Annotated in this window: 8 protein-coding genes; all 8 read right to left on the bottom strand. The window is 44.6% G+C overall.

Translation table 11 applies throughout. The features are described from left to right. Window positions 1-14: 14 nt before the first annotated feature. The 8 genes from KUA50_RS14750 to KUA50_RS14715 all read right to left on the bottom strand — a co-directional run bounded on the left by KUA50_RS14750 (window position 15) and on the right by KUA50_RS14715 (window position 13,526). Window positions 15-1,808: a RagB/SusD family nutrient uptake outer membrane protein gene (locus KUA50_RS14750; RefSeq protein WP_218456431.1), complete on the bottom strand. Its 1,794-nt coding sequence runs from the start codon at window positions 1,806-1,808 to the stop codon at window positions 15-17. 19 nt (window positions 1,809-1,827) lie between these two features. Further along, on the bottom strand, window positions 1,828-3,162 hold the full coding sequence (locus KUA50_RS14745) for a TonB-dependent receptor (protein WP_256624182.1): 1,335 nt from the start codon (window positions 3,160-3,162) through the stop codon (window positions 1,828-1,830). Window positions 3,163-3,206: 44 nt separating this feature from the next. Continuing rightward, entirely contained in the window at window positions 3,207-4,859 is a 1,653-nt protein-coding gene (locus KUA50_RS14740; protein ID WP_256624183.1) for a SusC/RagA family TonB-linked outer membrane protein, read from the bottom strand. Between the two features lie 325 nt (window positions 4,860-5,184). Beyond that, complete coding sequence (locus tag KUA50_RS14735; RefSeq protein ID WP_218456468.1) at window positions 5,185-7,059, bottom strand: sialate O-acetylesterase; 1,875 nt, start codon at window positions 7,057-7,059, stop codon at window positions 5,185-5,187. Between the two features lie 63 nt (window positions 7,060-7,122). Further along, window positions 7,123-8,583, bottom strand: coding sequence for an alpha/beta hydrolase family esterase (locus KUA50_RS14730; protein ID WP_218456432.1), 1,461 nt, complete (start codon window positions 8,581-8,583; stop codon window positions 7,123-7,125). A 3-nt stretch (window positions 8,584-8,586) separates the two neighbouring features. After that, window positions 8,587-9,519, bottom strand: a complete 933-nt coding sequence (locus KUA50_RS14725) for a hypothetical protein (RefSeq protein WP_218456433.1) — start codon at window positions 9,517-9,519, stop codon at window positions 8,587-8,589. Between the two features lie 199 nt (window positions 9,520-9,718). Beyond that, window positions 9,719-11,056, bottom strand: coding sequence for an ATP-binding protein (locus KUA50_RS14720; protein WP_218414395.1), 1,338 nt, complete (start codon window positions 11,054-11,056; stop codon window positions 9,719-9,721). A gap of 268 nt (window positions 11,057-11,324) precedes the next feature. Continuing rightward, window positions 11,325-13,526 (bottom strand): endo-1,4-beta-xylanase, encoded by a 2,202-nt coding sequence (locus KUA50_RS14715; RefSeq protein WP_218456434.1) that lies wholly within the window; start codon window positions 13,524-13,526, stop codon window positions 11,325-11,327. Window positions 13,527-13,551: the final 25 nt, after the last annotated feature.

Below are 13,551 nucleotides of genomic sequence, written 5' to 3'. Positions count from 1 at the left end.
AAACAACTTCATGATTACCAACCAGGATTCTGCTGCAGGTTAGGATTCTTATCCAACACGGTCTGTGGATAAGGGAAGAACTCATGCTTGCCCTTCTTGAAACCTACCTTGAAATTAGTCTCAGGAGTGTTGGTCGTATAGAAACGGCTGTTTGCTTCTGATCCATACTCCCAAGTTACATCCTGGTCGTCTGCCTTTGGAGCTCTGAAAACCTTATCAAACAAATGTGGCACGACTGTACCAGCCTTAGTCAAACGATCAATGGCCTTTGTATCATTCCATCGCATGATATCGAACCAACGACAGCCTTCAAGCCAAAGTTCATATGATTTTTCTTTCTTCAACACATCCATATCAACAGTTTCACTGATTGTCTTGGAACCAGCACGTTTCTGAATCATATTGATATATTTCTTAGCTTCAGCCTGATCGCCTGTCTGAAGACAAGCCTCTGCATAATTGAGCAAAACCTCAGCGTAACGCATGACAAGATAATTATTCAAGCGAATGTTATCACCATATTTCTTGCCATCAGTATCAGAAGCTCTCATTATTTGCTTGAACGCCAACCAGGTAGAGTTGCCGTAGAGTCCCTGAGTAGGGTCATTGATGCCAATTTTGTTACTGGTTTTCTTCTGCTCGTCAGTCATATTATCGATTTCATCCTTGCCGTAAGACATATGATAAACCGCATCATCAATATGCTTTAAAGTAGCCTTCAAGCGATAAGAGTCACCATCATTTTTATAGAACTCGTCACCAAACCACTGAGGCACGCCAAGGCCACCCCAGCCATCAGCGCCGCCACAGTAAACCTTGTTAGGAGAAACAACAAAGTGATCAGCACGCCAATCCCAATAGTTGGTCTCCATCCAGCTAGAACGCTGAATCATACCACTCCAATCGGTCTTACCTGCATTATACTCGAAGTTGACTTCAAATACCTTCTCCTCGTTGGCATCACCCTCGATATGGAAGTTGTCAGCATATTTCTCACCAGGAACAAGGTCATACTTGCCCGAGTCTATAACCTTTTTAAGGGCAATTTTAGCCTTGTCATACTGTTCGGCAAACAAATAAGCCTTTCCGGCAAGAGCATATGCAAAGCCCTTGGTTACCTTCACAGCTCCATCCTTGTCATCCTTACTTTTACGCTCATCCAAATCGTTGGCAGCATTCTCACATTCCTGCGCAATCCACTCTATCAACTGTTGGTGAGTCATCTTATGATCAGGATCCTTATCACAATTAAAAGGCTGTGCAGAAGCATCCAGAACATGAGTTACCAATGGTGGAGTACCCCAAAGATTAGCCAACAGGAAATAATCATAAGCACGAAGCACACGAGCCTCTGCAGCGCAACGTTTCTGCACAGCGGTAGTAGCATCGGCAAAGTGATCGAGTACAAGGTTACAGGTATATACAGAGAGATAGAGACCTGTGTACATATACTTTGGCACCTCAGCCTCAGCATCATAATAGAACTGATTGAGCATGATACCAAACGTATTATCACCAGAGTTGGCACCTGCTGCCAACACATCGTCTCCACACTCATTGACTATCAGTTTCAATGGAGTATAAATACTTGGGCCACCACCATCGTGGTTACGTCCCATCACATTACACATAAAGCCTTCGTATGCAGCAACGAGGGCAGCCTCTGCATCAGCATCGGTCTTATAGAAGTTCTCGGTAGGTATTACACCCTTCTGCTCAATGTCTAGCTGATCCTCACAAGACGTAGTGAGCGTCATTGTTCCTGTGGCAGCAAGAGCCAATATTGTTGAAAATAATATTTTCTTCATTTCTTTTCGTTTTAAAAGGTTAGAATGTTACATTGATACCAAATACCACCTTCTTGGAAGTTGGATAAGTACCATTATCAAAACCACGAGAGGCACCACTGTTCATGGAAGCGGTCTCCGGATCAGCACCAGGATACTTGGTGATGGTGAAGAAATCATCCAGTGAGCAATATACACGAAGATTGCTGATACCTGCCACGCTAGTGATAGTCTTTGGCAATGTATAGCCCAACTGAATCTGCTTGATCTTGAAATACGAGCCACTGAACACAGCTGCATCAGAACTGAAGAACTTCCAGTCGGTAGCAACCTTTTTCATATCAGGATATTTAGCATTGGTACGGTCTGCTCTCCAAGAATCCTTCCAGTAGGTATCAATTCCATTAATCAACGGACGGTCTGCAGAAACCATCAAGTTGTAAATCTTGTTGCCAGCAGCGCCTGTTCCAAATACGGTGAGGTCAAAGCCCTTATATTCTGCATTAAGAGTAATACCATAAGTAAACTTAGGAATAGCTGAGCCCAAATCCTGCTTATCTTCATCGGTTGGAGCTGAAGTTGTTTCGCCATTCTTATTATAATAGAGAGCACTACCATCTTCGGCTACACCTGCATACTTGTAACCACGGAAATACCATACCTGATGGCCAGCCTCGAATGTAGGCTTAAGCTGGTTATTGAATCCATCAATACCTATTTCGGTCAAACGGCTTATAAGGTTAGAAACCTCCTTCACCTCATTCTTCAGAGTTGAACCATTTACGGTCACACTATACTTGAAGTCCTTGATGTTGTCTCTCCAACCCAACTCGAAATCAAGACCAGAGTTAAGTACCTTACCTGTATTAACAACACTCTTGTTTACACCAATCTCTGGAAGAGGAGTAATCTGAATCAAGAGGTCTTTGGTAGTCTTGCGATACCAGTCAACACCCAAGGTAAGACGGTCGTTAAGGAAACGAGCATCAAGACCTAAGTCCACCTGCTCAGATGTCTCCCACGTCAAGTCAGGATTGGCAAGACCAGTTGGCTTGGAACCATAGGCAAGCTTACCATCACCGATAGATGGATTATACTGATAGAAGCTCTGGTTGAGTGCAATAGGAGAAGAATATGGATAACCGCTCAGGATATTGACGTTACCATTGCGACCCCATGATGCACGGAGCTTCAGGAAGGAAACGGCATCACGGTCGATATGATCCTTGAAGAACTTCTCGTTGCTGATAGACCATCCCGCAGAGAAAGATGGGAAGTTACCCCAACGAGCCTTCTTGGAAAGCTTCGATGTATCGAAGGCATCACGACGGAAGTTGAGCTGCAGGAAGTAACGGTTGTCATAGCTATAGCTCAAACGTCCGAAGTAAGATAACTCTGTTGCATCTGAAGGAGCGTTACCTACATCTTGGCTGCATCAGCCAACAAGTAGTCGATGTAACGGAAGTTTGGCTCATAATATGAGAGTATGTTACCTCCTGTAGAACTGATGGAACTATTATCCCAATGATTCTTGGTAAACGACATACCTGCCATCGCACCCACTGTATGCTTGCCGAATGTATTCATATAGTTGGCAAAGTTCTCCCACTGATAGTACAAACCATTATTGGTATTCGCTGCAATGGTATAGTTTTCACTATGTGCCATAGATGATAACCAATATGGAGTCTCGTAGTTATGATAGTTACTCTGAGTGATACGATAACCTAAGCGAGAAGTAAATGTAAAGCCCTTGAATGGCTTGATATTGGCAGCAACGGTACCACGTACATTGATACCAGAATTCCATGTGTCATGACGGTCGCGCTGATAGAGAGGGTTACCAGTAGCATCATCTACATATTTAGAAGTACCATAGAAGTCATTGTTATGGCTTGGATCTCTAGGAACTGGGCCACCGGCTTCTACCTGTGCCTTCATGCCAGGAGCCAAATCCTCCACATTACTGATATAAGGTGGAGTCAAAGGATCGATAGAAACCACAGAGTTCAGCAATGAACCATAACCTTTAGTTACACCTTTGGTCTTCCACTTTTCAAAAGATGTATTAGTAGTCACGTTCAACCACTTATAGATATCATAGTCGGCATTGATCTGACCAGTGAAACGCTTATAAGTATCCTTGCTACCTTTAACGATACCATCATTGTTCAGGATATTCAGGCTGGCGAGGAAACGTCCCTTACCGTTACTTGCCTGCAAGGTGAGACTATGCTGGTGAGCCAAGGAATTCTCAAACACCTCGTCATACCAGTTGGTATTCTGTCCATTATAACCGTTTTTCTGGAGCAAGGCATCATCAATATCACCCAAGTACTTATGATACTCAATATACTCAGGAGCATCAAAGATATCAGCCCTCTTTCCCAACGACTGGATGGTGAACTTGCTACTGTAAGAGATCTGAGCCTTACCGCCATTGGCAGCACCCGTCTTGGTAGTAATGATAACGACACCATTACCAGCCTGTGCACCATAGATGGCAGCAGAAGCGGCATCCTTCAATACCTCAATGCTCTCGATCATAGATGGATCCAGGTACTGGATGTTATCCACCTTCAGACCATCAACAATGAGCAATGGACTGATATTTCCACTGTTTGAAGAATAACCACGCACACGGATATCGGCAGCCTCACCCGGACCACCCGAGTTGATAATCTGTACACCGGCAGCCTTACCCTGGAGGGCAGCACCGGCATCGGTAGCTGACAAGCCCTTGATGTCATCGCTCTTGATAGATGCAACTGCACCTGTCAGGTCGCTCTTCTTCTGAACGCCATAACCGATGACAACGACATCATTCAGAACTTTAGCATCATCCTTCAAGGTAATGGTAAGCGTTTTACCAGCCTGAGCTTTCACGGTCTTAGGCTCCATACCCACATAGGTAATAGTCAATGTTGCATCAGGTGCAGCATCAATGCTAAACTTACCATCCAAATCAGTAATCACACCCAGCTTGCTGCCTGCAGCTTTCACTGTAGCACCAATGACAGGTTCACCACTTGGATCTGTAACTACTCCTTTTACAATACTCTGAGCCGACATTCCTGCTGGGAATAAACAGAGAAAGGATAGCAATGCTAACGGCTTTTCAATCTTTTTTAAGTTCCTCGTAAGAGAATAGATTAAAATTGTTATTTTATTAGTTCATGATTGTACGTGTTCAGTAAAAACTTACTTTTTGCAAAGCACGCTGCAAAATTAATAATAATTTCGTTAAATGACTTTCTTTTATGTTACAATTACTTTGCGAAACATAAAAAAAAGCAAAAAGAAACATAAGATATTAGAAATATAACAAAAAGAAATCCCGAAACTGCCAGGCAGTGTCGGGATTTCTTTTATATTACCTTATTGATTTCCTGTCTTGTTACTTGAACAGATGTGGCACAAATTCCTTCAGACAGCGGCGCCAGGTGAGCCACTCATGATGAGTACCAGGTGAAACATAGACATCAAGCTTGATGCCCAGGTCCTTCAATTCCTTCGCCATCTTCTCCGTGCCGAAGTTCTCTTCTGAACCGCAGCCCATGAACATATAGTTTATCTGGCTGTTGAACTTTGCTGCATCGGCAAAAACGCCGTTGAAGCAGGTCTTGACATCCACACCGAAAAGTGCACCGCTGAAAGTTCCCAAGGCTGAGAACTTATCCAAGTTCGGCAACACGGTGTTGAAAGTCTGGCAACCGCCCCACGACAAGCCAGCCATCGCACGATGCTCTCTGTCGGTATAGGTGCGGAACTTTTGGTCTACCATCGGAATCAGATCTTTGATGATGACATCGTAGAAAGATTCTCCATAATGCTTGCGCTCCTCATCTACATCCTTGCCAGGACGTGGCACGAAAGGCTGCTTTACATCGCCGCTCTCCATCACCACAATCATAGGCTCTGCCTTCCCTTCGGCAATGAGATTGTCCATGATGTGCTGCATATAGCCCTGATGGCTCCAGCCCGTCTCGTCCTCTCCCATTCCGTGCTGCAGATAGAGCACAGGATAGCGCTTGTTCTGATTGGTTTCATATTCTGCAGGGGTATAAACCATGGCTCTGCGGAACTTGCCCTGAGATGCAGCATAGTAAGATACCGAACGAACCTGACCCTGTGCCACTCCCTGCTGAGGACGATAGTAGTTGCCTTCGGCTCCCTCAGGAACCTCCAGACCACTCGCCTCCCGGCAGCAGCCGAAATAAGTTTCGCTTGCAGGATCTACTACCTGTACACCATCCACGTTCAGGAAATAATAGTGGAAGCCCACTACCAATGGGTCTGAAACACCATACCAGTCGCCGTCGAAATCCTTCTTCATCGGATACTTCTTTCCGCAGATATCAAAGATAACCTGCTTTGCTTCCGGTGCATGGAGCTTGACGTAGGCACGGCGGTCTTTATCCACACGTGGATAATTGGCATCCGGAATGATGCCGAGCAGCGAGAGCATCATGTTGGCATAACGCTTACCCATGGTGCGATAGCTTTCGGCAATGAAATGCAGACCATCGCCACGCTGCGGACATCCCTTGGAAGAGATGACGTGGGCAGTAGGGATGGTCTTGGCGATATCATCCACAATGGCGATATGCTTCCAGCAGATTCCGCCCTGGTCTTGCCGAACAGTCTCACCCACAAGCAGCGGCACATCCTCAGCCTTCAGGTGCAACTCTTTCAGAATATCGTTATACACGGTCTTCACACGGTTAGGCCAGTTGACATCACCATTGTTGGTTTCTCCCTGATGCAGCAGGATTCCCTTGATGACACCCTGCTTCTGGGCTATCTTGGCAAGCTCGATAAGTCGGGCGTATGGATTGCCGTTATACTGGGAAGCGAAGTTCTTCATCCAGTCGGGCTGCTTCTTCAGGTACGCCTTGCAGGTGCGCTTGTCGAAGAGGTCAATGCTGGCACCGCCCACAGCCACGGTGATGGTTCCCACCTTGATGCTGTCGGGCAGATTGTCAACCATCTTTCTTCCGAAATAATCTACAGGAGTAAGGCCAGTGGTTGGTCTTGCCTGCGGAGGGACTGCGGTATGCCACTGTCCCTTTTTCCATCCAGCCTTTTCATCATCCACGGCATACATTGCCATGAATCTTGGATTCACACCTGTTCGGTCGATGTCTTCGATATTGGCATTTCCCTCCATGTTCGACTGTCCGAAGCAGAGATAAATCTGAAAGTTTGGGTCGGGCTTATCCTGCGCCTTCGCCCCGTTTTTCTGTGCCATCATCGTCATCGGGAGGCACATCATCAGCATTGATGCCACGAATGATAATTTATTCATTTCGTTCAGTTTTTTATTTATAATTGTTTATTCTTTAATCAAGATTTTCTTACCACCATGGATATAGATACCCTTGGTAGGACGAATAACCTTCACACCTTGAAGAGTGTAGTATGCCTTATCCGCAGATTTCATCATGGTTGCCACAGCTGGCTTCTCGATGCCTGTTGATGCATAGGCTTCGTTGGCAAGAAAATAGCTTGGACCATTCCAGTTGGTGCTCCAGCCCTGAATATTGCGGGCTGAGAAATCGGCGTTGGCTATCAGATTCTCTGATGTTCCTTCCTTCACCAACACCATGTCGTCAATATCGAGTGTACCACCGTATTTGCCAAATACAAACTGGAAGGTATCCAAGGTGAAGTTGGCTGTGAAATCCCAGGTCAGCGTCTTCCAGTCGCCAGCCTCTACATGATAGGCTGCCAGATACTGCACATCATCACTTCCACCCCACTGGTTCTTGTGGTCGCTTGCATTCCAGATAGGCCAGAATCCCAGTTCAGCGCAATCTGCTGAAGTTCTCATCTTCATGGTCAGCGTATACTTGGCACCCTTCTCCAAAGCCTTTGGCAAGGTGTAGATAGCCTGACGGTCCCAGAGGTTCTCGCCCACAGTACTCTCGTAACGGATGAAATAGTTGCGGTTTTCCACAGGTACCGAAGGCTGGTTCAACTGATGATGCTTGAAGAAGTTCCAGAGTTCCTTGGTAGAGTTCACACCGTTTGCTTCGTTGGAATGCCAGTGGCCCTTGCCGTCGATGGCAATCAGGTTCACCTCTACTCCATCGTTCACATTATTATATATAGTACGTGTAGCTTTGGGACCTGTGCTGCCGGCAGGATAAGGACGGATTACCTGCGGATTGCTTACATCGCAACCTTCGTAGGCAGCCCACTTCTTTACATATTCCTCAATGCTAGGATAACCGCCAGCCATGTGAGAAGGATCGCCCGTATATTTGAACACATCATCAGCGGTTCCGTGAATATGCATGATAGGCACCTTGCGGTTAGCTTTAGGCTGCTTACCGATATCCACACCGCTCACTGGTCCGAAAGCGGCAATTTTATCGCCAAGAGTTTCCAGGCAATGATAACCCAGCCAGCTACCCATAGAGAAACCCGAGAGATAGATGCGGTTCTTATCCACATTGTGCTTCAGCTCCATATCCTTCATGATAGCCTCCACAAACTTCACATCACCCGTACCGCCGGTATCCCACATTCTGTTATTACCCAGCGGATAGGTAACAATAAAACCCTCGGTATCGGCCAGCGCATTCCATTGCGTCTGTTTCTGCTGATACTCTGGGTCTTGATTCATACCATGAAGAGAAATCACCAAGGCTGGTGATTTCTCTACATTCTTTGGTACATAAGTGAGGGTCTTGCGAATAGAAGTCCCCACTTTCACCTCTTCCCAGGTCTGTGCCGCCATCTGGAGGCACAAAACCATGAGGAGAGATGCGAGCATTGAAAGTCGCTTCATCTGTTACTTGATAACCATCTTTTTACCATTCTTGATCACGATACCCTTGTAACCCTTGGCTACCTGCTGACCAGCGAGGTTGAAGCACTTGCCATCCTGAGCAACCTTCAGATTCTCTACCTTAGAAATGCCGGTAGTTGTATCAACCAACCAGGCACCGAGCACAGAAACCTTTGCTGGATTATTTTCTGGGTCGATATACTGGATACCCACGGTCTTGATGGCTACACCTTCCTTGGTGGTGAAAGTAATCTCATCGCTGCCGTTGAATGAAGGCCACTCAGATGTCTTATCCTCGTAATCTACACACATCTGAACATTTGGAGTTGGCTCAGCCAGTTTCACCTTGACTGTAACATTGCTCTTGCCATCCAAGCCATTGATAGCAAGCTGCTGGTACAGTTTATCAAAAGAAACTACACCCTTATAAGTTGCGGTGTTATCAGTACCAGCCCAACCTGTGAAGGTGGCATCAATTTTCTTTTCAGTAGCGTCGGCACCCACCAGAGTCAGCTTCTTCACCTTCAGGTTCACTTCCTCTTCATCGGTATGCTGCACGCTTACACCTACGATGTAAGGATGCTCCTGGTCGAAAGAAAGCTCAAACTTCTTGGTAGTTCCATCGCCCACAGCACGACCATAAGCAGGAGTTGGATCGCCTTCAGCATCAGCAGAAGCCTTCCAAGTATAGTTTACCTGGCAGTTGGCAGGAAGCGGCTCTTCGAACTCGAGGATATACTTAGGATAATCTGCAGAGTTGACGTTGCAGGCAAACTCTGCTGCACCCCACTGCTTGGAGATAGTGAAGTCATAAACATCAGCATCGCCGGCAAAACCGGCATTCCAGCCACCACCCAAAACAAGAGGAGTCTCTGTCTGAGCATTCACACTTACAGCCATGAAAGCTGCTACAATCAAAGTAAATAACTTTTTCATAAGCTTTACAATTTGTTATTAAGTTAATAAATCATGTTATAAGATTGAGTTGTTTCTCTAATCTGATGGCAAAAGTAACAGAAAAGGCTGAAAAAGACTCTGCGTGGTATAACAAATACTTTGTGAGAAGTACCAAATAGGTTTGATAGCCAACATTATAACGAAAATGATACACCATCAAACCTATTTGAAGAGGAAATCACAACAAAGGAGTCATATAAATCGGTAAGAGGAGCGTTTGTCCATCTTTCTTCAAATCCTTTGTATACAAGAGATATCTCTTATCTATTCGATCAGAATATTTAGCACAAAACTCGTCTAGTGACTTATGAGTATTATATCCTGAGGATTTCACCTCTATCGGATAAATTTTCTTTCCTCTTGAAAGAAGGAAATCCACTTCATAACTTTTATGGCTAGTGGCATGAGGGAAAGTATAATAATAAAGTTTATTGCCAGAAGCTACTAACATCTGCGCTACAAGATTCTCATATACATATCCCATATCACTACTCAGCTTATCACTCAAAAGCTTTTCATAAATAATATTTTCAGTATGATCTTTGTCCCAAAAGGCGAGAGTCACAAAAAGCCCCGTATCTGCCGTAAACATTTTATAGAAATTACCATCACTATGAAGAGCCAGACCTACATTCGGATCATTGGCATGATAGGCAAAATTTACAACCATACTATCCTTCATCTCCTCCAATATACCCATTATGTTCTTACGTTCAGAATCATCCAACACACTAGCTACTTGGTATCTAGATGCATTATTATTCAGCTGAGCAGGTATATTAGCAAAAAGTTTAGCTGCTCGTCCACTATTGTCGATCTTTCTAAAATCATCCAAATAGAGTTCCAAAATTTCCCTTTTCACAGCATCCGTCTTACTAAGATTATTCGTTTCAAGATATTCTTTTACAGCTTGTGGCATTCCACCAACAAGCATATAAAGGCGAAGCCGACGCATAGTTTCTCTATGAGCAGCTTCCAAAGGGATCCGTGAATCAAAAAATTGTTTGAGCAAGGGCATCGTAACTTTATCCCCTAAAGCCCAGCAAAATTCCTCAAAGTCCATTGGATACATTTCCAAACGCGTCTCTTCACTTGGGATGATAATATTAGCTACATTCTTTTTTATACTAATTAGAGAACCCGTCTCTATATAATCGTATCTACCATCAGCCACTAGATGTTTAATAGCTTGGCGAGCCTTAGGACAAAGTTGCACTTCATCAAAAATAATCACAGACTTTCGCTTCTCCAAGACCACCTGATAAATAGACTGAAGGCGAAGAAAGATAAAATCTAAATTCATTAAATCTTCAAAAAGATCTGTAACAGCCTTTGAAGCCATAGAGAAATCAATCAATATATAGCTTTTGTACTCTCGCTCAGCAAAAGTACGCACTATAGTAGATTTTCCTATGCGTCTTGCTCCCTTGATAAGAAGCGCAGACTTCCCCTGACGCTCTTGCTTCCAAGCAAGCATCTTATCATATATTTTTCTTTCAAACACAATATTTGCCATAACATTTTGATTTTGAGTGCAAAGATACAAAATATTCCAGATTCCCCAAATGTTTTTGCCCAAAATGTTCCAGATTCCCCAAATGTTTTTGCCCAAAATGTTCCAGATTCCCCAAATGTTTTTACCCAAAATATTCCAGATTCCCCAAATGTTAAAAAAACGCAAAAAGGTTGACCGTGTCATCACAACACAGCCAACCTTAACGACTAACATTTTTTTCGGTTAATCTTTGTATGATAAAACCTAAAACTAATGTCTTTTAGAGTAATTACTTGGCTTCCTTCCAATATTCAGGAGCGCCAAGACCAGCAGCGAAACCTGCATAGGTATGCTTGCGAAGATATTTGAGATCCCAGAGACCTGTAGGCTCACCCTTGCGCCAACCTGAATCCTTAGGAGAATCTGTAGCACACCACTGAGTGATACCATACTGCTGAGCAGCAGGAATAATCTCGAAGTACTTCTGGAGAACGAAGGTGTAGAGGTCACGCATTTCCTTGTGTTGTTCCTCGGTCATCTGATCATAAGTTACAGAATTGCCAGCGGCATCAACATAACCCATATCAAGTTCAGAAATCTTGCAAAGCTTGCCACTTTTAGCCATCAACTCCAACATCTTGACGATATGATCTTTCTTAGTTTTCTGAGTGTTAGGATCAGCATAGCAAGAGATATGCATCTGAGATGCGATACCATCAATCTTGGTCACGCCATCAGCCTCCCAATCCTTGATCCACTGAATCAAACTTCTCAACTTGCCATTGTCGTCCCAATCGCTCTCCAAGTTATAATCATTGATGAAGAGTTTCAATTTCTCAGGGTCACCATTATGGGCGGCAAAACTCTTGCGAGCATCAGCCACGGCTGTGCGAACATAGTCGATGTCGCCGAGATAATCCTGCCAGTAGAAATTGTTCTTTGCATCGTCAGCTGAAACGTTGCCTCGTTTAGCAGACTGCAAGTCGTACTTGCCATCACCATCTTTATCGGCACCAGAAAGGGCCTCGTTCACAACATCCCAAGATGTAACATAACCATCAGTAGCCTCCATCATACCATCAATCCACTTGCCCATTGCCCAAGTTAAGGTATCCTTCTTCTCCTCTTCAGTGAGAGGAATGGAGTTCATCTTCGTCACCTTGCAGATACTCAATCCATGAACATCCAAGGTAGCATCAGCAGTCTGAGGCTTCAAGATGAAATCATACTTGCCACCCTCAACCTCAGGAAGGTTCAACTTGATATTGTTGCGACCTGCCTTAACAGGTACATTCACTGTCAGCTGCTGATCCGAACCACCCCATCCATTCTGAGCGGTCAACTGTACGCCTGAAGCATCAGCAGATGAAGTCAAGTCGAGATAAGCGACATAGTTGCCTGCATCCAAATGATTGTTGCTTCCAGGGCTGATGAAGAACTGTGACCAAGTGCCTGTTGGTACAAAGTGAATGGCACCATTTACTACAGGAGGCTCACATCCCATTGCATAGAATGGGAAAGGACCATCAGTATAGCTCTGGCTGCAAACTTCCTTCTCAACCTCCATCACAGGAGCCTCTGAATGAGAGATGGTAACAGACTTCCAGTAAATCTTACCTACGAAGTCACCATGCTGGAAGAAGAGACCATTGCTAGCCATCGTAGGAGTCACATTGAACTCAATCTTCTGATAACCCTTGCCTACAGGAATGGAGAAGTTCTTGGAGAATCCCCCACCCCAGTCACCAAGCTTAAAGCGGATATTGGCATCTTCTTTGCCTTCAGCCTTACACTCGATGGTCATCTTATACTCCTTGCCTTCGGTCAACGTAATACCATTGACCAACCAATATTGAAGATTATACCAAGGATCTACAGCCTTTGGATTGGTGATAACCATCGCTCCATCCTTGTTCCACTCAGTAGTAACAGTAGCAGGAGCGCCCGTCCAACTATACCTAGAAAGCGTAGAGCAGTCGAGTTCATAATCCACCTTATCTACCTTTTGGCTAGGATCCACCTTGATTTCCTTATCGGCAATCAAAGAGTTGAGGTACTTGTTGTTCTGCTGAGAGTGCCAAGCGAGCGTATGACCATAGATGGTCAAACCTGCATCCTTGGCATTGGCAACAAAGGAACTGACATTATCAAAGTTCATCACACCCTTGTTGTCCACACAAGAAGCATACTTCATAGCATTGCCGGCGGTCATCTCGTCGAAGTTGCTACCAGCCAAGCAATACACGACACCCTGTTCGGCAAAGTCTGATGCGGAGAGTGCAATTCCCAACTTAAAGTCGGGATTGCACTTACCTGCACTTTTCATATCTTCAACATACTTCTTCAATGGTTCGTAATTGTTGAGATACTGATATTCTTTCAAGTCCTTGGTCATATCCGTCCTATATTCTGAGAACTTGTCATCAGCACAAGAACTCAAAGCCAAGACAGCCAACAACCCTAGGCTCATCTTTAATTTATTCTTATTCATGATAAAATCTAATTAGAATGATACC

It is taken from the genome of Segatella hominis (assembly GCF_019249725.2).
GTDB lineage: Bacteria > Bacteroidota > Bacteroidia > Bacteroidales > Bacteroidaceae > Prevotella.
This window is presented reverse-complemented; position numbering and strand designations above follow the sequence as displayed.

What these genes read in the sequence shown, in the direction of transcription:
- KUA50_RS14735 (WP_218456468.1), bottom strand. Translation starts at nt 7,059, where the DNA reads ATGTGCCTCCCGATGACGATGATGGCACAGAAAAACGGGGCGAAGGCG.
- KUA50_RS14725 (WP_218456433.1), bottom strand. Translation starts at nt 9,519, where the DNA reads ATGAAAAAGTTATTTACTTTGATTGTAGCAGCTTTCATGGCTGTAAGT.
- KUA50_RS14720 (WP_218414395.1), bottom strand. Translation starts at nt 11,056, where the DNA reads ATGGCAAATATTGTGTTTGAAAGAAAAATATATGATAAGATGCTTGCT.
- KUA50_RS14750 (WP_218456431.1), bottom strand. Translation starts at nt 1,808, where the DNA reads ATGAAGAAAATATTATTTTCAACAATATTGGCTCTTGCTGCCACAGGA.
- KUA50_RS14730 (WP_218456432.1), bottom strand. Translation starts at nt 8,583, where the DNA reads ATGAAGCGACTTTCAATGCTCGCATCTCTCCTCATGGTTTTGTGCCTC.
- KUA50_RS14740 (WP_256624183.1), bottom strand. Translation starts at nt 4,859, where the DNA reads ATGTCGGCTCAGAGTATTGTAAAAGGAGTAGTTACAGATCCAAGTGGT.
- KUA50_RS14715 (WP_218456434.1), bottom strand. Translation starts at nt 13,526, where the DNA reads ATGAATAAGAATAAATTAAAGATGAGCCTAGGGTTGTTGGCTGTCTTG.